A 22,911-nucleotide genomic window follows, 5' to 3' on the forward strand; every position below is an offset into this window, starting at 1 on the left:
ATGGAGTGACCTTGGCGGCCTGCAGGACTGCGGGCCGTCCGTATTCAGGAATTTCATGGGACAAAGCAACCCAGAGGCTTTGTCTGTCGCTCTTTTAACGAAGGAACCTACCGCCATGGCGGACCAAAAGATCCGGATCCGGCTGAAAGCGTTCGATCATCGTCTGATCGACCGTTCGGCCAGCGAGATCGTTGAAACGGCAAAGCGGACCGGCGCGCAAGTGCGTGGCCCGATCCCGCTGCCGACCAAGATCGAGCGTTACACCGTTCTCGTTTCCCCGCACGTCGACAAGGACGCGCGTGACCAGTACGAGACCCGCACGCACAAGCGCGTGCTCGATATCGTTGACCCGAATGACAAGACCGTGGACGCGCTGATGAAGCTCGAACTGGCTGCCGGCGTCGACGTTCAGATCAAGCTGACCTGAGGACTACGACCATGACGAAGAAGTATTCGTTGGGCTTCGTGGGCCGCAAGGCTGGCATGAGCCGCGTGTTCACTGAAGATGGCCGCTCCATCCCGGTGACCCTGATCGAAGCAACCCCGAACCGCATCGCGCAGATCAAGACCGTCGAAACCGACGGCTACAGCGCCGTGCAGGTGACCGTCGGCGCGCGTCGCGCTGCCCTGGTCAACAAGCCGGAAGCCGGCCACTTCGCCAAGGCGAAGGTGGAAGCGGGTCGTGGCCTGTGGGAATTCCGCGTTGAAGACGCGCAGCTCGGCGATTTCGCCGTTGGCGGCGAAGTCAAGGCGGACATCTTCGAAGTCGGCCAGATCGTCGACGTCCAGGGTGTCACCAAGGGTAAGGGCTTCCAGGGCACCATCAAGCGCCACAACTTCCGTATGGGCGATGCAACCCACGGTAACTCGCTGTCGCATCGCGCGCCGGGTTCGCTGGGTCAGCGCCAGACCCCGGGTCGCGTTTTCCCGGGCAAGAAGATGTCGGGCCACATGGGCGCGGTGCAGCAGAGCACCCAGAATCTGGAAGTGGTCAAGGTCGACGTCGAGCGCGGTCTGATCGCCGTTCGCGGCGCCGTTCCGGGCGCGGCGGGTGGCGACGTGATCGTCCGTCCGGCGAGCAAGGCATAAGGAGAGATGACGATGGAACTCGTTATCACGGGTAGCAACAACAAGGTCTCGGTCTCCGACGCCGTGTTCGGTCGCGATTTCAGCGAAGATCTGGTCCACCAGGTCGTCGTTGCCTACCGCAACGCCGGTCGCGCCGGCACCAAGGCACAGAAGACTCGCTCCGAAGTGGCTGGTACCACCAAGAAGTCGAAGAAGCAGAAGGGCGGCGGCGCGCGTCATGGCGCACTGACGGCTCCGATCTTCGTCGGCGGCGGTGTCACCTTCGCGGCCAAGCCGCGCAGCTTCGAGCAGAAGGTCAATCGCAAGCAGTACCGTGCCGCCATGTGCGCGATCCTGTCCGAGCTGAACCGTCAGGGCCGTCTGACCATCGTGGAGTCCTTCGACGTCGAAGTGACCAACACGAAGGGTCTGATCGCCAAGCTGGCCGGCCTGGAAGTGGGCAAGCGCCCGCTGATCGTCACCGAAGAAGCGTCCGAGCACCTGTACCTGTCCGCCCGCAATCTGCCGTACGTGCAGGTGCGTGACGTCCAGGGTCTGGACCCGGTCTCGCTGGTGGGTGCCGACACGGTCGTCATCACCGCTGACGCGGTCAAGAAGGTCGAGGAGTGGCTGGCATGAACAGCAACGAAAAAATCTTCAGCGTGCTGCGTGCCCCGCGTGTCTCCGAAAAGACCGCGCGCCTGCAGGAACTCTCCAACCAGTATGTCTTCGAAGTTTCGAACGAAGCCACCAAGGCCGATGTAAAGGCCGCGGTTGAGCAGCTGTTCGACGTCAAGGTCGAAGCCGTCAACGTGGTCAACGTCAAGGGCAAGAACAAGTCCTTCCGTAACCGTGCTGGCCGCCGCGGCGATTGGCGCAAGGCGTACGTTCGCCTGGCCGATGGCCAGTCGATCGATGTAACGGCCAAGGCCTGAGGTACATCCCATGCCATTGATGAAATTCAAGCCCACTTCCCCCGGCCGCCGTTCGGCCGTGCGCGTGGTCACTCCCGACCTGCACAAGGGTGCTCCGCACGCTGCGCTGGTCGAGTCGCAGAGCCGCTCGGGTGGTCGTAACCACCATGGCCGCATCACCGTGCGTCACGTCGGTGGTGGTGCCAAGCAGCACTACCGCATCATCGACTTCAAGCGCAACAAGCTGGGCATCCCGGCGCGCGTGGAACGCATCGAATACGATCCGAACCGCACCGCGCACATCGCCCTGCTGTGCTACGTCGACGGTGAGCGTCGCTACATCATCGCCCCGAAGGGCCTGAAGGCTGGTGATCAGGTGATCGCTGGTTCGGATGCCCCGATCAAGGCTGGCAACACCCTGCCGCTGCGCAACATCCCGGTCGGCACCACCATCCACTGCATCGAACTGAAGCCGGGCAAGGGCGCTCAGATCGCTCGCGCCGCTGGTGCGGCCGTGCAGCTGGTGGCTCGCGAAGGCATCTACGCCACCCTGCGCCTGCGCTCGGGTGAAATGCGTAAGGTTCCGGTCGAGTGCTGCGCCACCATCGGCGAAGTCGGCAACGACGAGCACAGCCTGGAAAAGCTGGGCAAGGCCGGTGCCAAGCGTTGGCGCGGCGTCCGCCCGACCGTTCGTGGTGCTGCCATGAACCCGGTTGACCACCCGCACGGTGGTGGTGAGGCGAAGGCCGGCCAGGGTAACCCGCATCCGGTCACCCCGTGGGGTGTCCCGACCAAGGGTTACAAGACGCGCCATAACAAGCGCACTCAGCAGTTCATCGTCCGCGATCGTAGGGGCTAATCGACCATGGCACGTTCACTCAAGAAGGGCCCGTTCGTCGATCACCACCTCGTCAAGAAGGTGGAGGCCGCTGCGGGCAGCAAGAAGCCGATCAAGACCTGGTCGCGCCGTTCGATGATCCTGCCTGACATGGTAGGCGTCACCATTGCCGTGCATAACGGCAAGAACCACATCCCGGTTCTCGTCAACGAGAACATGGTCGGCCACAAGCTCGGCGAATTTGCCATCACCCGGACCTTCAAGGGTCACGGTGGTGACAAGAAGTCGGGCAAGTAAGGAGAGATGACAATGGAAGCGAAAGCCATCCTGCGCACTGCGCGCATCTCCCCGCAGAAGGCTCGTCTGGTCGCTGACCAGGTGCGCGGTCTGCCGGCCGAACGTGCGGTCAACCTGCTGAAGTTCTCGGACAAGAAGGCTGCCCACCTGATCAAGAAGGTGGTGGAGTCGGCAATTGCCAACGCCGAGAACAACCAGGGCGCCGACGTCGACGAGCTGAAGGTTCAGACCATCATGGTTGATGAAGGTCCGACCCTGAAGCGTTTCATGGCGCGGGCGAAAGGCCGCGGTACCCGCATCCTCAAGCGCACCAGCCACATCACTGTGGTTGTGGGCGCCGCCAAGTAAGCGGATAAGGAAAAGACCATGGGTCATAAAGTTCATCCGATTGGTATCCGCCTCGGCATTTCCAAGGACTGGAACTCCAAGTGGTACGCCAACAAGGCCGAGTTCGCTGGTTACCTGGCAGCCGACCTGAAAGTGCGCGAAATGCTGCGCAAGAAGCTGGCTCAGGCCGGCATCAGCAAGATCCTGATCGAGCGTCCGGCCAAGACCGCTCGCGTGACGATCCACACCGCCCGTCCGGGCGTGGTGATCGGCAAGCGCGGTGAGGACATCGAGAAGCTGCGCAAGGAAGTGAGCGAGATGATGGGCGTCCCGGCGCACATCAACGTCACCGAAGTGCGCAAGCCGGAACTGGACGCGCAGCTCGTTGCCGAGTCGATCGCCCAGCAGCTGGAGCGTCGCATCATGTTCCGCCGTGCAATGAAGCGCTCGGTCGGCAACGCGATGCGCCTGGGTGCCCTGGGCATCAAGGTCAACGTCGGTGGCCGCCTCAACGGTGCAGAAATCGCCCGTTCGGAGTGGTACCGCGAAGGCCGCGTGCCGCTGCACACCCTGCGTGCCGACATCGACTATGGCTTCGCTGAAGCCAAGACGACCTACGGCATCATCGGCATCAAGGTCTGGATCTACAAGGGCGAGGTCTTCGATTTCTCCCAGGTTGGCCAGGAAAAGCAGGACGACACCCCGTCGCGCAACGATCGTCACGATCGCGGCGACCGTGGTGACCGTCAGCGCCCGGCCCGTGAAGCGAGGTAACGACAATGTTGCAACCCAAGCGAACCAAGTACCGCAAGGTACACAAGGGCCGTAACGATGGCCTGAGCTGGAGCGCCAACGCTGTCAGCTTCGGCGAATACGGCCTGAAGGCAACCGCACACGGTCAGCTGACCGCGCGTCAGATCGAAGCGGCCCGCCGCTCGATCAGCCGCTACGTCAAGCGCGGCGGCAAGATGTGGATCCGCGTGTTCCCCGACAAGCCCATCACCAAGAAGCCCATCGAAGTCCGAATGGGTTCTGGTAAGGGCAACGTGGAATACTGGGTGGCCCAGATCCAGCCCGGCCGCATGATCTATGAAATCGAGGGTGTTTCCGAGGAAGTGGCTCGCGAGGCGTTCCGCCTGGCCGCCGCCAAGCTCTCGGTCACCACCACTTTCGTGACCCGTACGGTGCGCTGATGGATATCAAAACTCTCCGTGAAAAGTCGGCTGACGAACTCAAGGCCCACCTGATCGACCTGCGTAAGGAACAGTTCTCTGTCCGTATGCAGCAGGTCACCGGCCAGCTGCCGAAGACCCACGACATTCGCCGGGTCCGTCGCGAGATTGCTCGCGTCAAGACCCTGCTCGGCAGCACGAAGTAAGGATGGCCGCTATGAGCGACAATACTGAAAAGAAGACGCTGCGCACGGTCGAAGGCCGTGTCGTCAGCAACAAGATGGACAAGACGGTTACCGTCCTGGTTGAGCGTCAGGTCAAGCACGCGCTGTACGGCAAGTACATCAAGCGCTCGACGAAGCTGCACGCCCACGATGCCGACAACGCCTGCAAGGAAGGCGATGTCGTCCGCGTGACCGAGATTGCTCCGATGTCCAAGACCAAGAACTGGCGCGTGGTGGAAGTCATCACGCGCGCGGCTGAATAAGGAGCTGAATCATGATCCAGATGCAGAGCTACCTTGACGTCGCGGACAATTCGGGTGCCAAGCAGGTGATGTGCTTCAAGGTGCTGGGTGGTTCCAAGCGCCGTTACGCCGGCATCGGCGACATCATCAAGGTCACCGTGAAGGATGCGATTCCGCGCGGCAAGGTCAAGAAGGGTGAAGTGTATGACGCCGTCGTGGTGCGTACCCGCAAGGGTGTGCGTCGCGCCGACGGCTCGCTGATCCGCTTCGACGGCAACGCTGCCGTTCTGCTGAACAGCAAGCAGGAGCCGATCGGTACCCGTATCTTCGGGCCGGTGACCCGTGAACTTCGTTCGGAGAAGTTCATGAAGATCGTCTCGCTCGCTCCCGAAGTGCTGTGAGCGACAGGAGATAATCATGGCTAACCGTATCAAGAAGGGCGACCAGGTTGTCGTCAACGCTGGCAAGGACAAGGGCAAGCAGGGCGAAGTCGTCCGCGTCGACGGCGACCGTGTGGTCGTCGCCAACGTGAACATCGTCAAGCGCCACACCAAGCCGAACCCGCAGGCAGGTGTTGCCGGCGGCGTGGTCGAGCGCGAAGCTTCGATCCATATCTCCAACGTGAATGTTCTGAACCCGGCTTCGGGCAAGGGCGAACGCGTTGGCTTCAAGGTGCTGGAGGATGGACGCAAACTGCGTGTGTTCCGCTCCAGCGGTGAGGCGCTCGACGCCTGAGGAATGAGAAGATGAGTTCCCGTCTCGAAAAGTTCTACAAGGACGAAGTGGTGCCGGCGCTGATGAAGCAGTTCGGCTACACCAATCCGATGGAAGTGCCGAAGCTGGTCAAGGTCACCCTGAACATGGGTGTCGGCGAAGCGGCCACCAACAAGAAGATCCTGGAAAACGCCGTCGGCGACATGACCAAGATTTCCGGCCAGAAGCCGGTTGTCACCAAGTCGCGTGTGTCGGTTGCGTCGTTCAAGATCCGCGATGGTTGGCCGATCGGCTGCAAGACCACGCTGCGTCGCCACAAGATGTACGAGTTCCTGGATCGCCTGATCAACATCTCGCTGCCGCGCGTGCGCGACTTCCGTGGTGTTTCCGGTCGTTCCTTCGACGGCCGCGGCAACTTCAACATGGGTGTGAAGGAGCAGATCATCTTCCCGGAAATCGACTTCGACGCCGTCGACGCGATCCGCGGTATGGATATCGCCATCACCACCACTGCGAAGACCGACGCGGAAGCGAAGGCGCTGCTGGCAGCGTTCAAGTTCCCGTTCCGTAACTGATCTGTCGAGGAAACCGAAATGGCAAAGACCTCCATGGTCAACCGCGACATCAAGCGGGAAAAGCTGGCAAAGAAGTACGCTGAAAAGCGTGCAGCTCTGAAGAAGATCGTGTCCTCCGTGGACGCGACCTACGAAGAGAAGATCGACGCCGCAACCAAGCTGGCCAAGCTGCCGCGCGATTCGTCGCCGAGCCGCCAGCGCAACCGTTGCGAGCTGTCGGGTCGTCCGCGTGGCGTCTACAGCAAGTTCGGCCTGGGCCGTAACAAGCTGCGTGAAGCCACCATGCGCGGCGACGTCCCGGGTCTGCGCAAGGCCAGCTGGTAATCCCAGCCGGCCCTGCGATCAGGCGCCCCTTCGGGGGTTCCTGAACCGGGCAGGGGAGGCATTCAGCTTTCCCGACGCAAAAAAACCGAAGAGCCCGGCGCAAGCCGGGCTCTTTTGGCGTATACTCCCGCGTCTTGCCCTGTGCAAACGGGGTTGTAGGAGTGGGCCCTTGGCCCGCTGCATCAAGGGACCTGGCCCGTTTCCAGGAGACAACAGATTTTCGCGAAAGCGGATATCGGTGCACTCAAAGGTACTCATATGAGCATGACTGATCCCATCGCCGACCTGCTGGTCCGCATCAAGAATGCGGCCGCGGTTGGCAAGCAGACGGTGAAAGCCCCGTCGTCCAAGATCAAGGTTGCGATTGCCCAGGTCCTGAAGGACGAGGGTTACATCACCGACCTGCGCGTGACCCAGCTGGAAAACAACAAGTCCGAGCTGGAAATCGTGCTGAAGTATTTCGAAGGCAAGCCGGTCATCGCGACCCTGAAGCGCTTCTCGCGTTCGGGCCTGCGCCAGTACCGCGGCAAGAGCGAGCTGCCGAAGGTCATGAACGGCCTGGGTATCTCCATCATTTCCACCTCCAAGGGCATCATGACTGATGCGCAGGCGCGCCAGCTGGGCGTCGGCGGCGAAGTCCTGTGCTTCGTGGCCTAAGGCGAAAGGAGTAGAACTATGTCCCGCGTAGCCAAGAAGCCGATCGACCTGGGTAAGGTTGAACTGAACGTCCAGTCGGACAGCGTCACCGCCAAGGGCCCGAAGGGCACCCTGTCGCTGGCCAAGCCGGCCGGTATTGCCATCAACGTCGACAACGGCGTTGCCACCCTGAGCACCGAGAACGCTGACCTGGTCGCACTGACCGGTACCGTGCGTGCGATCCTGTCCAACATGGTCAAGGGCGTGTCCGAAGGCTTCGAGCGCAAGCTGGAGCTGGTCGGCGTGGGTTACCGCGCTGCCATGCAGGGCAAGGACCTGAGCCTGTCGCTGGGCTTCTCGCATCCGGTCGTGTTCGTGGCGCCGGAAGGCATCACCCTGTCGACCCCGACCCAGACCGAGATCCTGGTCCAGGGCGCTGACAAGCAGGTCGTCGGTGAAGTTGCCGCCAAGATCCGTGCGTTCCGCAAGCCGGAGCCGTACAAGGGCAAGGGCGTGAAGTACTCCGACGAAGTCATCATCCGTAAGGAAGCCAAGAAGGCATAAGCGCGAGTCCCTCGCAAGAGCCCGCACATCCCTGTGCGGACTTCTCAGGGAAAAGCTCTTCCTTCAGCTTTCAAGGAATAATCAAAATGAACAAGAACATCGCCCGCCTGCGTCGCGCCAAGTCGACCCGCGCCCACATCCGTGAGCTCGGCGTCGCCCGCCTGTCGGTGCTGCGCACCGGCCAGCACCTGTACGCCCAGGTCTTCACCGCCGACGGTTCCAAGGTGCTGGCTGCCGCCAACACCACCCAGACCGACGTCATGGAAGGCCTGAAGAACGGCAAGAACGCCGATGCCGCCGCCAAGGTTGGCCGCATCGTCGCCGAGCGCGCCAAGGCCGCCGGCGTCGAGAAGGTTGCCTTCGATCGTTCGGGCTACCGCTACCACGGCCGCATCAAGGCCCTGGCAGAAGCGGCCCGCGAAGCCGGCCTGCAGTTCTAAGGGACAAGGGCAGGGGGTCATTGGCCTCCTGCCTGCCTGCTCGCCAGCCTGAGTGAGGCTGGACGGCGCCGCTCTTCTGCAGCGGCCAACCGGAACGCCGCGTCACGCCACAACCATAAGCGGCTTCGAGCCGTACATACCCAAACAACCAAGGAATCAACATGGCAGAAGAGCGTCAGCAGCGGGGTCGCGATCGCGACCGTAACCGCGAAGAGAAGATCGACGACGGCATGATCGAAAAGCTGGTCGCGGTCAACCGCGTCAGCAAGACCGTCAAGGGTGGCCGCCAGTTCACCTTCACCGCCCTGACCGTTGTCGGCGACGGCGAAGGCAAGGTCGGTTTCGGTTATGGCAAGGCCCGCGAAGTGCCGGTCGCCATCCAGAAGTCGATGGAACAGGCCCGCAAGAACCTGGTCAGCGTTGACCTGAACAACGGCACCCTGTGGCACACCATCAAGGATGGTCACGGCGCAGCCCGCGTGTTCATGCAGCCGGCTTCGGAAGGTACCGGCGTCATCGCCGGCGGTGCCATGCGCGCCGTGCTGGAAGCGGTTGGCGTGAAGAACGTGCTGGCCAAGGCCACCGGTTCGCGCAACCCGATCAACCTGGTGCGTGCCACCGTGAAGGGCCTGTCTGCTGCGCAGTCGCCGGCCCGCATCGCGGCCAAGCGCGGCAAGAAGGTGGAGGAACTCAACCATGGCTAATGAGTCCAACAAGACTGTCAAGGTCCGCCTGGTGCGTGGCCTGCGTGGCACCCAGTCGCGTCACCGCCTGTCGGTGCGTGCCCTGGGCCTGAACAAGCTCAACGATGTGCGTGAACTGAAGGACAGCCCGCAGGTGCGCGGCCTGATCAACAAGGTTCAGTACCTCGTCCAGGTTGAGGAGTAATCGACCATGACTCTGCGTCTCAATGAACTGAGCCCGGCACCGGGCGCCCGCACCGAGCGTACCCGCGTCGGTCGCGGTATCGGTTCGGGCCTGGGCAAGACTGCCGGCCGCGGCCACAAGGGTTCGTTCGCCCGCAAGGGTGGCGGCAAGATCAAGGCTGGCTTCGAAGGCGGCCAGACCCCCATGCAGCGTCGTCTGCCGAAGATCGGCTTCCGTTCGCCGATCGCCAAGGACACCGCTGAAGTGCTGCTGTACGCGCTGGACAAGCTGCCGGCCGGTGAGATCGACTTCGCCGCCCTGCGTGCTGCCAAGCTGGTCCCGAGCACTGCCAAGAAGGCCAAGGTCGTCGTCAAGGGCGAAGTGACCAAGGCGTTCACCCTGAAGGGTATTGCTGCCACGGCGGGTGCCAAGGCCGCGATCGAAGCTGCCGGCGGCAGCGTAACGGAGTAAGAAAATCATGGCGCAAGCTGGCATCGGTAACCTCGCGGGCGGAATGGGCAAGTTCACTGAACTTCGCCAACGTTTGCTGTTCGTCGTCGGGGCTTTGATCGTCTATCGCATCGGCTGCTACGTGCCGGTGCCGGGCGTCAATCCCGATGCCATGCTTGCCATGATGCAACAGCAGGGCGGCGGCATCGTGGACATGTTCAACATGTTCTCGGGCGGCGCCCTGCACCGTTTCAGCATCTTCGCGCTGAACGTGATGCCGTACATCTCGGCATCGATCGTGATGCAGCTGGCCGTGCACATCTTCCCCGCCCTGAAGGCGATGCAGAAGGAAGGTGAGTCCGGCCGCCGCAAGATCACCCAGTATTCGCGCATCGGCGCCGTGCTGCTGGCAGTGGTGCAGGGCGGCTCGATCGCGCTGGCCCTGCAGGGCCAGGTCTCGCCGTCGGGCGCTCCGGTCGTGTATGCGCCGGGCATGGGCTTCGTGCTCACCGCCGTGGTCGCGCTGACCGCCGGCACCATGTTCCTGATGTGGGTCGGTGAGCAGGTCACCGAACGCGGCATCGGCAATGGCGTGTCGCTGATCATCTTCGCCGGTATCGTCGCAGGCCTGCCGGGTGCGATCATCCACACCTTCGACGCCTACCGCGACGGCAACATCCAGTTCATCCAGCTGCTGCTGATCGCCATCGTCGTGCTCGCCTTCACCTTCTTCGTGGTGTTCGTCGAGCGTGGCCAGCGCCGGATCACGGTCAACTACGCGCGCCGCCAGGGCGGTCGCAACGCGTACATGAACCAGACCTCGTTCCTGCCGCTGAAGCTCAACATGGCCGGCGTTATCCCGGCGATCTTCGCCTCGAGCCTGCTGGCCTTCCCGGCCACCCTGGCCATGTGGTCCGGCCAGGCTGCCAACCAGAGCAGCTTCGGCCAGGTCCTGCAGAAGGTCGCCAACGCGCTCGGCCCGGGCGAGCCGCTGCACATGATCGTGTTCGCTGCGCTGATCACCGGTTTCGCGTTCTTCTATACCGCGCTGGTGTTCAACTCGCAGGAAACCGCCGACAACCTGAAGAAGTCGGGCGCGCTGATTCCGGGCATCCGTCCGGGCAAGGCCACCGCCGATTACATCGACGGCGTGCTGACCCGCCTGACCGCAGCCGGCTCGGCCTACCTGGTGATCGTCTGCCTGCTGCCGGAACTGATGCGCACGCAGCTGAACGCCTCGTTCTACTTCGGTGGTACTTCGCTGCTGATCGTGGTGGTGGTGGTGATGGACTTCATCGCCCAGGTGCAGGCGCACCTGATGTCCCACCAGTACGAGAGCCTGCTGAAGAAGGCCAACCTGAAGGGCGGCAACCGCGGCGGTTTTGCCCGCGGCTGATTGGCCTGTTATACTTTCGTCTTCCTGACGTGATGGTCCCTCCGCTTCGCGGACTCCGGCCACACAAACGAAGGGCGGCCCCCGCAGCGGTTCCGGGTGGGGGTGTGATGAGGTGGTCCCGCGCTGGAGTAGCGCGGGCGGCCCCGGGGGAAACCCCAGGTCCAACCCCATCCGGCGCCGGAGCCTGGGCACACTCCCCAGGCCGGGTTCATGAAACCAATGGTTTCACGGGCTTCCATGTAAACCGGAACCTTGTTAGTATCGCTAGTTCACTTTTTTGATCCATCCTGCCGGATTGGCGTGCCCGAGGCGCGCTGTCGGCCATCACTCAGCTGGAGAACCGCGTCATGGCGCGTATTGCAGGCGTCAACCTGCCAGCCCAGAAGCATGTCTGGGTCGGGTTGCAAAGCATTTACGGCATCGGCCGTACCCGTTCGAAGAAGGTCTGCGAAGTCGCAGGCGTTGCTTCGACCACCAAGATCCGCGATCTGTCGGAGCCGGAAATCGAGCGCCTGCGCGCCGAAGTCGGCAAGTACATCGTGGAAGGCGATCTGCGCCGTGAGATCGGCATCGCGATCAAGCGCCTGATGGACCTGGGCTGCTACCGTGGCCTGCGTCACCGTCGTGGCCTCCCGCTGCGTGGCCAGCGCACCCGTACCAACGCCCGCACCCGCAAGGGTCCGCGCAAGGCGATCAAGAAGTAAGGGACTGAGAAATGGCTAAGCCCGCTGCTAAGACCAAGAAGAAGATCAAGCGCGTCGTCACCGACGGCGTTGCCCACGTCCACGCTTCGTTCAACAACACCATCGTCACCATCACCGACCGCCAGGGCAACGCTCTGTCGTGGGCGACCTCCGGTGGCGCTGGCTTCCGCGGTTCGCGCAAGTCGACCCCGTTCGCTGCCCAGGTGGCGGCTGAAAAGGCCGGTCGTGCTGCGCTGGACTACGGCGTGAAGTCGCTGGAAGTCCGCATCAAGGGCCCGGGTCCGGGCCGTGAGTCGGCCGTGCGTTCGTTGAACAACGTCGGCTACAAGATCACCAACATCATCGACGTGACGCCTATCCCGCACAACGGGTGCCGTCCGCCGAAGAAGCGTCGCGTCTAAAGGGAGCGATAAGAAATGGCTCGTTATATCGGTCCTACCTGTAAGCTCGCCCGTCGCGAAGGCGCCGACCTGTCCCTGAAGAGCCCGGCGCGTGCGCTGGACTCGAAGTGCAAGCTGGAGCAGAAGCCCGGCCAGCACGGCGCCACTGCCCGCAAGGGCAAGCTGTCCGACTACGCCACCCAGCTGCGTGAAAAGCAGAAGGTCAAGCGTATCTACGGCCTGCTGGAGCGTCAGTTCCGCAACTACTACAAGAAGGCCTCGACCAAGAAGGGCAACACCGGCGAGAACCTGCTGCAGCTGCTGGAAACCCGCCTGGACAACGTCGTCTACCGCATGGGCTTCGCCGTGACCCGTCCGGCTGCCCGTCAGCTGGTGTCGCACCGCGGCGTCACCGTGAATGGCAAGTCGGTCAACCTGGCTTCGTACCAGGTCAAGGCTGGCGACGCCATCGCTCTGTCTGAAAAGGCTGCCAAGCAGCTGCGCGTCCAGGAAGCCCTGACCGTCGCCGCCCAGCATGACCTGAGCCCGTCGTGGGTTGAAGTGGATTCCGGGAAGTTCACCGGCATCTTCAAGGCTGTTCCGGATCGTTCGGATCTGCCTGCGGACATCAACGAAGCGCTGATCGTCGAGCTGTATTCGAAGTAATTCACATTGGAGAGCCCCCGGCGACGGCCGGGGGTTCACTAGGAGAACCCGCAACATGACGGTTACCGCCAACCAGGTTCTGCGTCCTCGCGGTCCGCAGATCGAACGCCTTACCGACACCCGTGCAAAGGTCGTTATCGAACCTTTGGAGCGGGGTTACGGGCATACGCTGGGTAATGCCCTGCGTCGCGTGCTGCTGTCGTCCATCCCGGGCTTCGCCATCACGGAAGTCGAAATCGACGGCGTGTTGCATGAGTACACCACGGTCGAAGGTCTGCAGGAGGACGTGCTCGAAGTCCTGCTGAACCTCAAGGACGTGGCCATCCGTATGCACTCCGGCGACAGCGCCACCCTGTCCCTGTCCAAGCAGGGCCCGGGCGTTGTCACCGCTGCCGACATCAAGGTCGACCACAATGTGGAGATCCTGAACGGCGAACACGTGATCTGCCACCTGACCAAGGATACGGCGATCAACATGCGTCTGAAGATCGAACGTGGTTTCGGCTACCAGCCGGCTGCCGCGCGTCGTCGTCCGGACGAAGAAACCCGTGCCATCGGCCGTCTGGTCCTGGATGCCTCGTTCTCGCCGGTCCGCCGCGTCGCCTATGCCGTGGAAGCGGCCCGCGTCGAACAGCGTACCGACCTGGACAAGCTGGTCATCGATATCGAGACCAACGGCACCATCGACGCCGAGGAAGCCGTGCGCACCGCCGCCGACATCCTCAGCGACCAGCTGTCGGTGTTCGGCGACTTCACCCACCGCGACCGCGGTGCAGCCAAGCCGGCGAACAACGGCGTGGATCCGGTGCTGCTGCGCCCGATCGACGATCTGGAGCTGACCGTGCGTTCGGCCAACTGCCTGAAGGCTGAAAGCATCTACTACATCGGCGATCTGATCCAGAAGACCGAAGTGGAGCTGCTGAAGACCCCGAACCTGGGCAAGAAGTCGCTCACCGAGATCAAGGAAGTGCTGGCTCAGCGCGGCCTGTCGCTCGGCATGAAGCTGGAGAACTGGCCGCCGGCCGGTGTCGCCAGCCACGGCATGCTGGGCTGATATCGGTAATGCCTGAAGGCTCCACCGTTCGCGGTGGGGCCTTCAACGCAACACACCATGCCATGACGAACCCCAGGTTCGCGCGGCAGGTCGCCCAGGACGGGTGGCCAGGACCAACCGCAGTCCGCGCAGCAACGCCAGGATGGCGACAACGATCCGCACAGTCTCATCATTAACCAAGGAATATCACCATGCGTCACCAGAAGTCTGGCCGTAAGTTCAGCCGTACCAGCGCCCACCGCGAAGCGATGTTCAAGAACATGGCTGCCTCGCTGTTCAAGCACGAGCTGATCAAGACCACCCTGCCGAAGGCCAAGGAACTGCGCCGCGTTGCCGAGCCGCTGATCACCCTGGCCAAGGTCGACTCCGTCGCCAACCGCCGTCTGGCCTTCGCCCGCCTGCGCGACAACGAAGCCGTGGGCAACCTGTTCACCATCCTGGGCCCGCGCTACGCGAACCGTCCGGGCGGCTACCTGCGTCTGCTGAAGTGCGGCTTCCGCGCTGGCGACAACGCGCCGATGGCCTACGTCGAGCTGGTTGACCGTCCGGTCGTGGCCGAGGAAGTGGCCGAGTAATCGGACCGCTCCAATGCGACACAGCGAAAGCCCGGCCTCTGCCGGGCTTTTGCGTTTCCGGGGTCGGATCCCTTTCCGCAGGACAGGGCTCTGACCCACACCGTTCCGACAGGCGTCACCTGTGGCGGTTCGAATGGCGCGCACTCTCGGTTACGCTGGGCGCCTGATCCATTCGAGCGTTGACGATGAATCCACTGCGCTGGCCCTTCCGCGCCCAGTTCTTCCTGGGCTTCCTGATCTGCGCGGGCCTGCTTGGCTACGCGATCTTCCTGCAGCTGAAGATGGGCCTGGAGCCGTGTCCGCTGTGCATCTTCCAGCGCCTGGCCTTCGCTGCGCTTGGCCTGCTGTTCCTGATTGGTGCACTGCATGGTCCGTCCAACCGCCCCGGACGCGCGACCTATGGCGTGCTGGCGTTCATTGCCGCCGCAGTGGGTGTCGGCATCGCCGCGCGCCACGTCTACGTGCAGATGCTTCCGCCGGAAATGGGGTCCACCTGTGGCCCGCCGCTGGCCTTCCTGAGCGAGACCATGGGACCGCTGGAAGTATTCCGCACGGTGCTGACCGGCACTGGCAACTGCGGCAACATCGACTGGACCTTCCTCGGCCTGACCATGCCGATGTGGTCGGGCGTGTGGTTCGTGCTGCTGGCGCTGTGGGCGCTGGTGGTGTCGCTGCGCAAGGTCAAGCGCTGAGGCAAGGTAGTGCCGGCCGCTGGCCGGCAACCTCGTGAACGACGGCAGCTTTCCCGTAGATGCCGGCCAGCGGCCGGCACTACCACGGTCCGTTCTCAGAAATCCTGCTGCAGGCTCAGGTAGGCGCCGCGGCGCGGTCCCCATTGCGGAGCGAACACGCCGACGCCACCGCCATCGCGCAGCTGGTAGCTGCGGTCCAAAGCGTTGATCACCGCCAGCTGCACGTGCAATGGATGGCCGCTGTCGGCATTGAAATCGTGCCCGGCGCTGAGGTTCACCTGCAGGTACGACGGCAGCTCGCCGCCGTTGGGTACGCCTTCGATGTCCGAACGCAGGCCGCTGCCGAACACGTAGTTGGCACCGATCCGGTTGTGTCCGGCGAAGGCGTAGCTGAGACCACCCGATGATGTCAGCTTCTGGTCGTGGTCGAGGTGGATCCAGTGGTTGGCCACATAGGCCAGCGCCTCGGGATCGAGGTTGTACTGGCTGGTGATGACATCCGTACCGATGGCTTTGTTCAGCGCGGCATTGAAGTAGGCACTGAACGGACCGTTGCTGTAGTCGGCACTGAACTCCAGACCACGGATGTGTCCGCGGCGGTAGTTGAAGGTCGAGTAGATGTAGGCGGCGCCGAACTGGCCTTCGTCCTGCAGGCGGGCGACGCGGCGGTCGTAAGCGTCCAGGCCCAGGGTCAGGTGTTCACCCAGCTGCTGCGAGACGCCGATGTCGTAGTAGTCGCTGCGCTCGGCCAGTGGCGTGTTGTTGCCGCCACTGGGTTGCTGGTTGGTGGTGCCGTCATACAGTGCGATATCGCTGCTGGCGATCAGCTCACTGGCCGGTGGCGTGAAGTAACGCGAGTAGCCGGCGTGCACGGTGGTGCTATCGCTGGCATTCCAGACCACGCCCACGCGCGGGCTGAGCTGGCCCTCGGTGCGGCCGAAGGCCTTGTAGCGGTCACCGCGCAGACCGTAGTTGACGGTCCAGTCGTCGCCGATTTTCCACTCATCCTGTACGTACAACGCCAGCGTGCTGGCATGGAAGGCGCTGTGGTCAGGAATCAGCAGCGGCGTGGTGCTGGACTGCTGGCCGCCGTCATCAACCGGGAACACCCAGCTGTTGCTGCTGGCCCGTGCGTTCTCGTAGTTGCCGTACAAGCCGTAGCGCAGCGTGTGGTCGTTGCCCAGTGGTGTGGAGAAGTCGGCCTGCAGGGTGTTGGCACGGTTGCTGCGCTGCACCTTCGAGGCGACGCCACTGAACACCAGATCGCCGACGACGTCCGGGTTGAACGCTGCATCGCTGTAGCGCTGCCCGGCCGATAGCTGGTACGCGGTGCTGCCCAGCGTGCCCTGCAGTACCAGCATGCCGAAGCGGGTGGTCTCGCGCTGGGTCTCATCCAGCTGGCTGGAATCGAAGGTGGTGGTGTCCAGGTAACCGAACTGCGGCGTCTGCCCTGGATTGACCGGAATCTGGAAACGGTTGTTGGCGAAACCGGCGAACACACTCAGGCGGGTGTTGTCGTTGACCAGGTAGGTCAGGTCGGCGAAGGCCTTGCCCTGGTGGGTATCGTCGTGCAGCGGCTTGCGCGAGTTGGTCGGATTCTCCAGGCCGACTTCGTTCTGGTCGTAGTTGCCGGTCAGGAACCAGCTCCAGCGTCCCTGGTTGCCCCACCAGGAGGCATTCGGGTTCACCTTGCCGAACGAGCCGGTGGTCAGTCCGGCGCTGCCACCGTTGCCCAGCTCGGCGCCATTGCGGGTGGTGATGTCGACCACCGCCGCGGTGCGCTCGCCGAACTGCGCCGGCAACGCGCCGTCCATCAGACGGATGCTCTTGATGGTGCGCGCATCCAGGGTCTGGCCGAAGCCGGAGATCGATTCGGGCAGCAATACGCCGTTGATGCGGTACTGCAGGTTGGCGTGGTCGCCGCGCACGTGCACGCCGCCATAGGAATCCTGGACCACGCCGGGGGCCTGCAGCAGTACCTGGCTGAGTGGTGCGGAGGCACCCAGCGGCTGCTTCTGGATGTCCTCGGCGGTGATCTGGTACTGGCTGCTGCCGATGTCCGGCGACAGCGTGTTGCGGGCCTGGTCGAGCTGGGCGTGGACGGTGACCGCATCCAGATCCTTGACGGACGAAGAGGTGTCGTCGGCTGCCGAGGCGAGGGCGGGCAGGCTGGCCAGGGCCAGGGCGAAGGTGATGCCGGTAGCGAGGGGCGAGGGCTTCATGGTGGGAGAGGTGGCGGCTGGATGTGGAAGGGGCCGGTCCATGACATGGAAGTGTTACTCCATAACAAAGCATGCGCCTGTCCCGGGCGGCTGACCATGCAGGATCTGGCCGCTGGCGTCGGCCTTTCTCTGCCGTTCAGGCGAGCAGGTCGGCCGGACCGGCCCTTTGCGTCAGCGGCCGGCTCTGCGACCATGACCGCCCCCCATCCCGGAAGTCTGCAATGAGCCTGTCCGCCGTTCCGCCCGTGCCCGATCCCGCCGCAGCCGCCACTGGCGCCGCCTGGTCGCCGGAGAGCTGGCGTGGCAAGACCGCGCTGCAGATGCCGACCTACCCGGACCCGGTGGCGCTGGACGCCGCCCTGCACGAGCTGAAGCGGCTGCCGCCGCTGGTGACTTCCTGGGAGATCCTGGCGCTGAAGCAGCAGCTGGCCGAGGCGCAGGAAGGCAAGCGCTTCCTGCTGCAGGGCGGCGACTGCGCGGAGAACTTCAGCGACTGCGAATCGGGCACCATTTCCAACCGGCTGAAGGTGCTGCTGCAGATGAGCCTGGTGCTGGTGCATGGCCTGCGCCAGCCGGTGATCCGCGTCGGCCGTTTCGCCGGCCAGTACGCCAAGCCACGTTCGGCCGATACCGAGACCCGCGACGGCGTGACCCTGCCGAGCTACCGCGGCGATGTGATCAATGCGCCGGCGTTCACCGAGGCGGCGCGCCTGCCGGACCCGAAGCGGATGCTGCAGGCGCATGCACATTCGGCGATGACCATGAACTTTGTGCGTGCGCTGATCGATGGCGGCTTCGCCGACCTGCACCATCCGGAGTACTGGAACCTGGAGTGGGTGCGGCATTCGCCGCTGGCCGCCGAGTACCAGAAGATGGTGGCGTCGATCGGTGATGCGGTGCACTTCATGGAAACCCTGGCCGGGGCCCGCGTGCACAACCTCAACCGCATCGATTTCTACACCTCGCATGAAGCGCTGCTGTTGCCCTACGAGCAGGCGTTGACCCGGCAGGTGCCGCGCCAGCAGGGCTGGTTGAACCTGAGCACGCACTACCCGTGGATCGGCATGCGCACGGCCGCACTCGATGGCGCGCACGTGGAATACCTGCGTGGCGTGCGCAACCCTATCGCGATCAAGGTCGGCCCGTCGGTGACGCCGGACCAGCTGCTGCGCCTGATTGATGTGCTCAACCCGCATGACGAGCCGGGTCGACTGAGCTTCATTCACCGCATGGGTGCAGCGCAGATCGCCGAGAAGCTGCCGCCGCTGCTGGATGCGGTCAAGCGCGATGGCCGCCGCGTGCTGTGGGTGTGCGATGCGATGCATGGCAACACCGAAAGCACTGCCAATGGTTTCAAGACACGCCGCTTCGACAACGTGCGTGGCGAAGTGGAGATGTCGTTCGATCTGCACGCGGCCGCAGGTACGCGACTGGGCGGTGTGCACCTGGAGCTGACCGGCGAAGACGTGACCGAGTGCACCGGTGGCGCGCGCGAACTGACCGAACGTGACCTGGAGCGCGCCTACCGTTCGACGGTGGACCCGCGGTTGAACTACGAGCAGTCGCTGGAGATCGCGATGGCGATCGTGCGCAAGCAGGAGCAAGTGCGGTAAGGGTTTTTCGGCAGGGCTTGCAGCCCTGCACCTGCTGCAGTCAACGTCAACGTCAACAGCGGGCATTCCGTGGGTTGGCGGGGTGGTGTCGGAGTGCGGGGGCGCCGCAAGTACGTCCTTGTAGGCTTGGCAGCCGCATCCATGCGGCTGACACCCCGCACTCCGACACCACCCCACCTCTGACAGATCTCCGCGGCTGTTGGATCCACGTCATGCGTGGATGAATTCCCATCAGAATCGAATATTTCGATATCGGAACGATTTGAGCCGAGCATGGCTCGGCTCTACAGAAGTGCCGGCAGATCGCGGAAATCTGTCGAAGCTCGCGAGAAACTGTCCAAGGCGGGGTGGGTCCGGTTGCGGGAGTGTCCGCGGCATGGATGCCGCGGCCAAGCCCCCATGGACGGGTTTACGGCGTCTCCCGCAACCGGACCCACCCCGCCATCCCACGGAATGCCAGCCTCTGCTGTTGCTTGTGCTTCGGCTGTTGCTGTTGCTTCGGCTCGCAGCAGGTGCAGGGCTGCAAGCCCTGCCGACCAACACCCTTCTTACGAACGACTGACGTGACACTCATGCGTCATGCGCGAGGCTGTCCGCTTGGCTGTTCGAGTGGAGGTGGCAACGGTGCACTGGCAAAGCGCACAGGCCTACGCATGGCCGTTGGGATTGGCAGCAGTAGTGGGTGGCATCGGCGCGTGGCTGATCCTCTGGATCTACCATCGATTGAAAGGGCGTGATCGCCGGCGTGCACGCATCGGTCGCGTGCTCGGGTTGCCACTGGCCACCGCATGGCCGCTGCTGTTGTTGATTCCCGCATTGCAGGCCACGCCGCTGCAGGATCCGGTGCTGGGCAACCTGCAGCATGTGCTGCACATCGCGCTGACCGCGTGCTTCATCTGGTTGCTGGTACGCGCGGTGGCGGCGGGCGAGCGCGCGATCCTGCGCAGCCATCCCATCGATGTTGCCGACAATCTGGAAGCGCGCCGCATCCAGACCCAGACGCGGGTGCTCAGCCGCGTGCTGATGGGCGGCATCATCGTGCTGGGCGCATCGCTGGTGCTGTTGACCTTCCCGATGGTGCAGAAGATCGGCACCGCGCTGCTGGCATCGGCAGGCCTGATCGGCCTGGTGGCGGGTATCGCGGCCAAGCCGGTGTTCGGCAACCTGATCGCTGGCCTGCAGATCGCGGTGACGCAGCCGATCCGGCTGGATGACGTGGTGATCGTCGAGGGCGAGTGGGGCCGCATCGAGGAGATCGGCAGCAGCTATGTGGTGGTGCGCATCTGGGATGAGCGACGGATGGTGGTGCCGCTGACCTGGTTCATCGAAAACCCATTCCAGAACTGGACGCGGCGCAGCGCCGACCTGCTTGGTACCGCGTTCCTGTGGTTGGACTACCGTGCGCCGATTGCCGCGATCCGCGCTGAGCTGGAACGCATCTGCCGTGGCGAAGCGCTGTGGGATGGCCGGGTCTGCGTGACCCAGGTGACCGAGACCAGCGAGCGTGCGATCCAGGTGCGCCTGCTGGTCAGCGCGCGCAGCTCGGGCGATGCCTTCGATCTGCGTTGCCTGGTGCGCGAGCGCATGCTCGATTTCCTGGCGCGCGAGCATCCGCAGTCGCTGCCGCAGGTGCGTGCGCGGCTGCAACACGAAGATGAGCTGGATATGCCGCGCGGTCCACGTGCACGCACCGCGGATGTGCGTTCGCCGGGTGCTGAAGATGGTGAGGCGGCGATCGTGCCGGTGGAGCCGGAGCCCGGACGGTAGCGCCGGTCGCTGGCCGGCGACCGGGGATCTGCCGGCCAGCGGCCGGCACTACCGGATCACGGCTCGCCAGCGTCGATCAGTGCGTCGGTATCGAAGTGCGGTGGGCGCCGCGCGCGCGTGCGCTGTTCGTAGGCGTAGGCCATCTCGATCAGCTTCGGCTCGCTCCAGGCGGTGCCCATGAACAGCAGACCGACCGGCAGGCCATCGATCTGCCCCATCGGCACGGTGAGGCTGGGATAGCCGGCCACGGCGGCGGCGCTGTAGCTTTCACCGGGGAAGTCGTCGCCCTCGCTGCGGATCGGCCATGCCACGCCGGTGGTCGGCGCCACCAGCGCATCGAGCTGGTGGGCGGCGAGGGCAGCATCGATGCCTTCCGGGCCGGCCAGCCGGCGCGCATCGCTGCGGGCGCGGATATAGGCGGGGTCGGCCAGGCCGGCGGTGGCATCGGCCTCCACCAGCAGCTCCTGGCCGAACAGGCCCAGTTCCTGCTTGCTGTGCGCCTGGTTGAAGGCGATCAGTTCGGCCAGGCTGCGCAATGGTGCGCGGTGGGTGCTGAAATAGCGCTCCAGCCCGGCCTTGAATTCGTACAGCAGCAGCGTGCGCTCGGCCTCGGCCCAGGCGCCCTGGTTGGGCAGCTCCACCGGCACCACCACGGCGCCGGCGCGGCGCAGCTCGGTTGCCGCCTGTTCGATCAGTGGCGGCATGCCGCGGTACTTCAGCAGCGGTGTCTGCAGCAGGCCGATGCGCTTGCCACGCAGGCCCTGCGGGTCCAGTCGCGCGGTGTAGTCGTAGACCGCGCGGCCAGGCATGGTCGCGGTGGCCGGATCGGCATCGTCGCGGCCGGCGATCGCGGTCAGCACGGCGGCGGCGTCAGCCACACTGCGCGCCATCGGTCCGGCGGTGTCCTGGCTGAAGGAGATCGGGATGATGCCCTCGCGGCTGACCAGGCCGACCGTCGGCTTCAGGCCGACCACGCCGTTGATCGCCGCCGGGCAGACGATGCTGCCGTCGGTTTCGGTGCCGATCGCCACGCTGGCCAGGTTGGCGGCCACGGCCACCGCGCTGCCGCTGCTGGAACCACACGGCGAATGGCTGATGCGATAGGGGTTGCGGGTCTGGCCGCCACGCGCGCTCCAGCCGGAGATCGAAGCATTGCCGCGGAAGTTGGCCCATTCGCTGAGGTTGGTCTTGCCCAGCACCACCGCACCGGCGTCGCGCAGCCGGCGCACCAGGTAGGCATCGTCCGGACGGAAGCCCTGCAGGGCCAGCGAACCCGCACTGGTGGCCATCGGCGCGGCGTTGATGTTGTCCTTCAACAGCAGGGGAATGCCATGCAGCGGGCCGCGCAGGCGGCCGTCACGGCGTTCGCGGTCGCGCGCGGCGGCTTCCTTCAGGGCATCGGGGTTGAGCTCGATCACCGCGCGCAGGCGCGGCCCGGTGCGGTCCAGCGCGGCGATGCGCTGCAGGTAGGCCTGGGTCAGGGTGGTGCTGTCCAGTTCCCCGGCGGTCATCCGCGCCTGCAGGTCGGCGACATCGGTTTCGGCGTACGGGAACGGCACGTTGCGGCTCGCAGGTTCGGCCGCATGCGCGCTGGGCGTGGCCGGGCTGCAGCCAGCCGAAAGCAGCGCCGGCAGCGCGGCGAGCAGGCAGGTCAGCAGAGGCGGCAAGGACGGGCGCATGGGGCGGCTTGGTCGGCTCCAATCCCCAGTGTAGCCGGTGCTCAGCGGTGGCGCTTGCGCAGGTCGCGGGCGAGCACGTAGACCACGATCAGGTTGATCGCCAGGATCGTCCACGACGGCCAGCCGGGGTGGCGGATGATCGCGAAGATGTCGAAAGGAAGATACAGGGCGGCGGTCAGGCAGCCCAGCCAGGAGGCCCAGGCCTTGGCCCGCCACAGGCCCCAGGCTTCGACCAGGTGCAGCAGGCCGTAGCCGATCATCCCCGCCGCGGCCAGGTGGACCGCGTCGGGGCTGATCATGTGCAGCAGCGAGGGCAGGGTGCCATGGTCCGGATCCAGGCTGAAACGCCGGATCAGGGCCATGATGCCGTGCCGTAGCGGCTGCGGTCCGAGCACTTCCAGCCCGGTGGCGGCCAACAGCGCCAGCATCGCCTTGCTCGCTTCGAGCAGGGCGATGACATGGAGACCCGGATGCCGGTGTGGATCCGGGTTGTAGCCGCTCTGGTTCACGG

The 22,911-nt window shown here is 64.3% G+C and carries 33 protein-coding genes; 30 read left to right on the forward strand and 3 right to left on the reverse strand.

What is annotated here, in order from left to right; genetic code table 11:
• The first annotated feature begins 115 nt into the window (after positions 1 to 115).
• The 28 genes from rpsJ (at position 116) to MG068_RS03915 (ending at position 15,119) form a co-directional block, all read left to right on the forward strand.
• Positions 116 to 427 (forward strand): 30S ribosomal protein S10, encoded by a 312-nt coding sequence (gene rpsJ / locus MG068_RS03775; RefSeq protein ID WP_005408208.1) that lies wholly within the window; start codon positions 116 to 118, stop codon positions 425 to 427.
• 11 nt (positions 428 to 438) lie between these two features.
• Positions 439 to 1,089, forward strand: coding sequence for a 50S ribosomal protein L3 (gene rplC, locus MG068_RS03780; protein WP_004145336.1), 651 nt, complete (start codon positions 439 to 441; stop codon positions 1,087 to 1,089).
• A gap of 12 nt (positions 1,090 to 1,101) precedes the next feature.
• Complete coding sequence (rplD, locus tag MG068_RS03785) at positions 1,102 to 1,707, forward strand: 50S ribosomal protein L4 (RefSeq protein ID WP_004145337.1); 606 nt, start codon at positions 1,102 to 1,104, stop codon at positions 1,705 to 1,707.
• A complete protein-coding gene (gene rplW / locus MG068_RS03790; RefSeq protein WP_004145338.1) occupies positions 1,704 to 2,003 on the forward strand; it encodes a 50S ribosomal protein L23 in 300 nt (99 codons plus the stop codon). Before rplD ends, rplW begins: the two co-directional genes overlap by 4 nt.
• Positions 2,004 to 2,013: 10 nt before the next feature.
• Entirely contained in the window at positions 2,014 to 2,841 is an 828-nt protein-coding gene (gene rplB / locus MG068_RS03795) for a 50S ribosomal protein L2 (RefSeq protein WP_004145339.1), read from the forward strand.
• Positions 2,842 to 2,847: 6 nt separating this feature from the next.
• Positions 2,848 to 3,117: a 30S ribosomal protein S19 gene (gene rpsS, locus MG068_RS03800; RefSeq protein ID WP_004154485.1), complete on the forward strand. Its 270-nt coding sequence runs from the start codon at positions 2,848 to 2,850 to the stop codon at positions 3,115 to 3,117.
• Between the two features lie 12 nt (positions 3,118 to 3,129).
• A complete protein-coding gene (gene rplV, locus MG068_RS03805) occupies positions 3,130 to 3,465 on the forward strand; it encodes a 50S ribosomal protein L22 (RefSeq protein ID WP_004145348.1) in 336 nt (111 codons plus the stop codon).
• A gap of 18 nt (positions 3,466 to 3,483) precedes the next feature.
• A complete protein-coding gene (gene rpsC, locus MG068_RS03810) occupies positions 3,484 to 4,218 on the forward strand; it encodes a 30S ribosomal protein S3 (RefSeq protein WP_004145350.1) in 735 nt (244 codons plus the stop codon).
• Between the two features lie 5 nt (positions 4,219 to 4,223).
• The gene (gene rplP / locus MG068_RS03815) at positions 4,224 to 4,637 is read left to right on the forward strand and encodes a 50S ribosomal protein L16 (RefSeq protein ID WP_004154486.1); all 414 of its coding nucleotides are present in this window, start codon (positions 4,224 to 4,226) and stop codon (positions 4,635 to 4,637) included.
• The gene (rpmC, locus tag MG068_RS03820; RefSeq protein WP_004154487.1) at positions 4,637 to 4,822 is read left to right on the forward strand and encodes a 50S ribosomal protein L29; all 186 of its coding nucleotides are present in this window, start codon (positions 4,637 to 4,639) and stop codon (positions 4,820 to 4,822) included. The genes rplP and rpmC overlap by 1 nt, the downstream gene beginning before the upstream one ends.
• Positions 4,823 to 4,833: 11 nt before the next feature.
• On the forward strand, positions 4,834 to 5,103 hold the full coding sequence (rpsQ, locus tag MG068_RS03825) for a 30S ribosomal protein S17 (protein WP_004154489.1): 270 nt from the start codon (positions 4,834 to 4,836) through the stop codon (positions 5,101 to 5,103).
• Between the two features lie 11 nt (positions 5,104 to 5,114).
• Positions 5,115 to 5,483: a 50S ribosomal protein L14 gene (gene rplN / locus MG068_RS03830; RefSeq protein WP_004145357.1), complete on the forward strand. Its 369-nt coding sequence runs from the start codon at positions 5,115 to 5,117 to the stop codon at positions 5,481 to 5,483.
• A 16-nt stretch (positions 5,484 to 5,499) separates the two neighbouring features.
• A complete protein-coding gene (rplX, locus tag MG068_RS03835) occupies positions 5,500 to 5,817 on the forward strand; it encodes a 50S ribosomal protein L24 (RefSeq protein WP_004154490.1) in 318 nt (105 codons plus the stop codon).
• An 11-nt stretch (positions 5,818 to 5,828) separates the two neighbouring features.
• Positions 5,829 to 6,371: a 50S ribosomal protein L5 gene (rplE, locus tag MG068_RS03840; protein WP_004154491.1), complete on the forward strand. Its 543-nt coding sequence runs from the start codon at positions 5,829 to 5,831 to the stop codon at positions 6,369 to 6,371.
• A gap of 18 nt (positions 6,372 to 6,389) precedes the next feature.
• Positions 6,390 to 6,695: a 30S ribosomal protein S14 gene (rpsN, locus tag MG068_RS03845; RefSeq protein ID WP_005408209.1), complete on the forward strand. Its 306-nt coding sequence runs from the start codon at positions 6,390 to 6,392 to the stop codon at positions 6,693 to 6,695.
• Between the two features lie 258 nt (positions 6,696 to 6,953).
• Positions 6,954 to 7,352: a 30S ribosomal protein S8 gene (rpsH, locus tag MG068_RS03855; protein WP_005408210.1), complete on the forward strand. Its 399-nt coding sequence runs from the start codon at positions 6,954 to 6,956 to the stop codon at positions 7,350 to 7,352.
• Positions 7,353 to 7,370: 18 nt separating this feature from the next.
• Positions 7,371 to 7,895 carry a 50S ribosomal protein L6 gene (rplF, locus tag MG068_RS03860; RefSeq protein ID WP_005408211.1) on the forward strand — a complete coding sequence of 175 codons (525 nt, stop codon included), beginning with the start codon at positions 7,371 to 7,373 and terminating at the stop codon, positions 7,893 to 7,895.
• Positions 7,896 to 7,975: 80 nt separating this feature from the next.
• Entirely contained in the window at positions 7,976 to 8,335 is a 360-nt protein-coding gene (rplR, locus tag MG068_RS03865; protein WP_024957318.1) for a 50S ribosomal protein L18, read from the forward strand.
• Between the two features lie 161 nt (positions 8,336 to 8,496).
• Positions 8,497 to 9,039 (forward strand): 30S ribosomal protein S5, encoded by a 543-nt coding sequence (gene rpsE, locus MG068_RS03870; protein ID WP_005408213.1) that lies wholly within the window; start codon positions 8,497 to 8,499, stop codon positions 9,037 to 9,039.
• Positions 9,032 to 9,223, forward strand: a complete 192-nt coding sequence (gene rpmD, locus MG068_RS03875) for a 50S ribosomal protein L30 (RefSeq protein ID WP_005408214.1) — start codon at positions 9,032 to 9,034, stop codon at positions 9,221 to 9,223. Before rpsE ends, rpmD begins: the two co-directional genes overlap by 8 nt.
• A gap of 6 nt (positions 9,224 to 9,229) precedes the next feature.
• Positions 9,230 to 9,673, forward strand: coding sequence for a 50S ribosomal protein L15 (gene rplO / locus MG068_RS03880; protein ID WP_004154498.1), 444 nt, complete (start codon positions 9,230 to 9,232; stop codon positions 9,671 to 9,673).
• Between the two features lie 7 nt (positions 9,674 to 9,680).
• Positions 9,681 to 11,048, forward strand: coding sequence for a preprotein translocase subunit SecY (gene secY / locus MG068_RS03885; RefSeq protein ID WP_005408215.1), 1,368 nt, complete (start codon positions 9,681 to 9,683; stop codon positions 11,046 to 11,048).
• A 347-nt stretch (positions 11,049 to 11,395) separates the two neighbouring features.
• Positions 11,396 to 11,752: a 30S ribosomal protein S13 gene (gene rpsM, locus MG068_RS03890; RefSeq protein WP_004154500.1), complete on the forward strand. Its 357-nt coding sequence runs from the start codon at positions 11,396 to 11,398 to the stop codon at positions 11,750 to 11,752.
• 11 nt (positions 11,753 to 11,763) lie between these two features.
• Positions 11,764 to 12,153, forward strand: a complete 390-nt coding sequence (gene rpsK, locus MG068_RS03895; RefSeq protein WP_004145443.1) for a 30S ribosomal protein S11 — start codon at positions 11,764 to 11,766, stop codon at positions 12,151 to 12,153.
• Positions 12,154 to 12,168: 15 nt separating this feature from the next.
• Entirely contained in the window at positions 12,169 to 12,798 is a 630-nt protein-coding gene (gene rpsD, locus MG068_RS03900; RefSeq protein WP_004145446.1) for a 30S ribosomal protein S4, read from the forward strand.
• Positions 12,799 to 12,853: 55 nt separating this feature from the next.
• Entirely contained in the window at positions 12,854 to 13,852 is a 999-nt protein-coding gene (locus tag MG068_RS03905; protein ID WP_010483975.1) for a DNA-directed RNA polymerase subunit alpha, read from the forward strand.
• A 191-nt stretch (positions 13,853 to 14,043) separates the two neighbouring features.
• Positions 14,044 to 14,427: a 50S ribosomal protein L17 gene (gene rplQ, locus MG068_RS03910; RefSeq protein WP_005408217.1), complete on the forward strand. Its 384-nt coding sequence runs from the start codon at positions 14,044 to 14,046 to the stop codon at positions 14,425 to 14,427.
• Between the two features lie 185 nt (positions 14,428 to 14,612).
• Positions 14,613 to 15,119 carry a disulfide bond formation protein B gene (locus MG068_RS03915; RefSeq protein ID WP_010483974.1) on the forward strand — a complete coding sequence of 169 codons (507 nt, stop codon included), beginning with the start codon at positions 14,613 to 14,615 and terminating at the stop codon, positions 15,117 to 15,119.
• 95 nt (positions 15,120 to 15,214) lie between these two features.
• Here the strand turns inward: MG068_RS03915 and MG068_RS03920 are convergent, their stop codons facing one another.
• Entirely contained in the window at positions 15,215 to 17,341 is a 2,127-nt protein-coding gene (locus MG068_RS03920) for a TonB-dependent receptor (protein WP_132809295.1), read from the reverse strand.
• Between the two features lie 221 nt (positions 17,342 to 17,562).
• On the opposite strand from MG068_RS03920, the gene MG068_RS03925 reads away from it, so the two are divergent.
• Positions 17,563 to 18,954 carry a class II 3-deoxy-7-phosphoheptulonate synthase gene (locus MG068_RS03925; RefSeq protein ID WP_049421673.1) on the forward strand — a complete coding sequence of 464 codons (1,392 nt, stop codon included), beginning with the start codon at positions 17,563 to 17,565 and terminating at the stop codon, positions 18,952 to 18,954.
• Positions 18,955 to 19,533: 579 nt separating this feature from the next.
• The gene (locus tag MG068_RS03930) at positions 19,534 to 20,721 is read left to right on the forward strand and encodes a mechanosensitive ion channel family protein (RefSeq protein ID WP_317218575.1); all 1,188 of its coding nucleotides are present in this window, start codon (positions 19,534 to 19,536) and stop codon (positions 20,719 to 20,721) included.
• 56 nt (positions 20,722 to 20,777) lie between these two features.
• Here the strand turns inward: MG068_RS03930 and MG068_RS03935 are convergent, their stop codons facing one another.
• Positions 20,778 to 22,400 (reverse strand): amidase, encoded by a 1,623-nt coding sequence (locus MG068_RS03935; protein ID WP_132809297.1) that lies wholly within the window; start codon positions 22,398 to 22,400, stop codon positions 20,778 to 20,780.
• Positions 22,401 to 22,441: 41 nt separating this feature from the next.
• Positions 22,442 to 22,909 (reverse strand): DUF2127 domain-containing protein, encoded by a 468-nt coding sequence (locus tag MG068_RS03940; protein WP_005408223.1) that lies wholly within the window; start codon positions 22,907 to 22,909, stop codon positions 22,442 to 22,444.
• Positions 22,910 to 22,911: the final 2 nt, after the last annotated feature.

Source organism: Stenotrophomonas sp. ASS1 (genome assembly GCF_004346925.1).
Lineage (GTDB): Bacteria > Pseudomonadota > Gammaproteobacteria > Xanthomonadales > Xanthomonadaceae > Stenotrophomonas > Stenotrophomonas maltophilia_A.

What these genes read in the sequence shown, in the direction of transcription:
- rpsJ (WP_005408208.1), top strand. Translation starts at nt 116, where the DNA reads ATGGCGGACCAAAAGATCCGGATCCGGCTGAAAGCGTTCGATCATCGT.
- MG068_RS03915 (WP_010483974.1), top strand. Translation starts at nt 14,613, where the DNA reads ATGAATCCACTGCGCTGGCCCTTCCGCGCCCAGTTCTTCCTGGGCTTC.
- rpsQ (WP_004154489.1), top strand. Translation starts at nt 4,834, where the DNA reads ATGAGCGACAATACTGAAAAGAAGACGCTGCGCACGGTCGAAGGCCGT.
- rpmD (WP_005408214.1), top strand. Translation starts at nt 9,032, where the DNA reads ATGGCTAATGAGTCCAACAAGACTGTCAAGGTCCGCCTGGTGCGTGGC.
- rpmC (WP_004154487.1), top strand. Translation starts at nt 4,637, where the DNA reads ATGGATATCAAAACTCTCCGTGAAAAGTCGGCTGACGAACTCAAGGCC.
- MG068_RS03920 (WP_132809295.1), bottom strand. Translation starts at nt 17,341, where the DNA reads ATGAAGCCCTCGCCCCTCGCTACCGGCATCACCTTCGCCCTGGCCCTG.
- rplQ (WP_005408217.1), top strand. Translation starts at nt 14,044, where the DNA reads ATGCGTCACCAGAAGTCTGGCCGTAAGTTCAGCCGTACCAGCGCCCAC.
- MG068_RS03935 (WP_132809297.1), bottom strand. Translation starts at nt 22,400, where the DNA reads ATGCGCCCGTCCTTGCCGCCTCTGCTGACCTGCCTGCTCGCCGCGCTG.
- rpsK (WP_004145443.1), top strand. Translation starts at nt 11,764, where the DNA reads ATGGCTAAGCCCGCTGCTAAGACCAAGAAGAAGATCAAGCGCGTCGTC.
- rpsM (WP_004154500.1), top strand. Translation starts at nt 11,396, where the DNA reads ATGGCGCGTATTGCAGGCGTCAACCTGCCAGCCCAGAAGCATGTCTGG.
- rplO (WP_004154498.1), top strand. Translation starts at nt 9,230, where the DNA reads ATGACTCTGCGTCTCAATGAACTGAGCCCGGCACCGGGCGCCCGCACC.
- rplX (WP_004154490.1), top strand. Translation starts at nt 5,500, where the DNA reads ATGGCTAACCGTATCAAGAAGGGCGACCAGGTTGTCGTCAACGCTGGC.
- MG068_RS03930 (WP_317218575.1), top strand. Translation starts at nt 19,534, where the DNA reads ATGCGCGAGGCTGTCCGCTTGGCTGTTCGAGTGGAGGTGGCAACGGTG.
- rplF (WP_005408211.1), top strand. Translation starts at nt 7,371, where the DNA reads ATGTCCCGCGTAGCCAAGAAGCCGATCGACCTGGGTAAGGTTGAACTG.
- rplP (WP_004154486.1), top strand. Translation starts at nt 4,224, where the DNA reads ATGTTGCAACCCAAGCGAACCAAGTACCGCAAGGTACACAAGGGCCGT.
- rpsD (WP_004145446.1), top strand. Translation starts at nt 12,169, where the DNA reads ATGGCTCGTTATATCGGTCCTACCTGTAAGCTCGCCCGTCGCGAAGGC.
- rplC (WP_004145336.1), top strand. Translation starts at nt 439, where the DNA reads ATGACGAAGAAGTATTCGTTGGGCTTCGTGGGCCGCAAGGCTGGCATG.
- MG068_RS03925 (WP_049421673.1), top strand. Translation starts at nt 17,563, where the DNA reads ATGAGCCTGTCCGCCGTTCCGCCCGTGCCCGATCCCGCCGCAGCCGCC.
- rpsS (WP_004154485.1), top strand. Translation starts at nt 2,848, where the DNA reads ATGGCACGTTCACTCAAGAAGGGCCCGTTCGTCGATCACCACCTCGTC.
- rplB (WP_004145339.1), top strand. Translation starts at nt 2,014, where the DNA reads ATGCCATTGATGAAATTCAAGCCCACTTCCCCCGGCCGCCGTTCGGCC.
- rplV (WP_004145348.1), top strand. Translation starts at nt 3,130, where the DNA reads ATGGAAGCGAAAGCCATCCTGCGCACTGCGCGCATCTCCCCGCAGAAG.
- rplE (WP_004154491.1), top strand. Translation starts at nt 5,829, where the DNA reads ATGAGTTCCCGTCTCGAAAAGTTCTACAAGGACGAAGTGGTGCCGGCG.
- rplD (WP_004145337.1), top strand. Translation starts at nt 1,102, where the DNA reads ATGGAACTCGTTATCACGGGTAGCAACAACAAGGTCTCGGTCTCCGAC.
- rpsE (WP_005408213.1), top strand. Translation starts at nt 8,497, where the DNA reads ATGGCAGAAGAGCGTCAGCAGCGGGGTCGCGATCGCGACCGTAACCGC.
- secY (WP_005408215.1), top strand. Translation starts at nt 9,681, where the DNA reads ATGGCGCAAGCTGGCATCGGTAACCTCGCGGGCGGAATGGGCAAGTTC.
- rpsC (WP_004145350.1), top strand. Translation starts at nt 3,484, where the DNA reads ATGGGTCATAAAGTTCATCCGATTGGTATCCGCCTCGGCATTTCCAAG.
- rplW (WP_004145338.1), top strand. Translation starts at nt 1,704, where the DNA reads ATGAACAGCAACGAAAAAATCTTCAGCGTGCTGCGTGCCCCGCGTGTC.
- rpsN (WP_005408209.1), top strand. Translation starts at nt 6,390, where the DNA reads ATGGCAAAGACCTCCATGGTCAACCGCGACATCAAGCGGGAAAAGCTG.
- rplN (WP_004145357.1), top strand. Translation starts at nt 5,115, where the DNA reads ATGATCCAGATGCAGAGCTACCTTGACGTCGCGGACAATTCGGGTGCC.
- MG068_RS03905 (WP_010483975.1), top strand. Translation starts at nt 12,854, where the DNA reads ATGACGGTTACCGCCAACCAGGTTCTGCGTCCTCGCGGTCCGCAGATC.
- rpsH (WP_005408210.1), top strand. Translation starts at nt 6,954, where the DNA reads ATGAGCATGACTGATCCCATCGCCGACCTGCTGGTCCGCATCAAGAAT.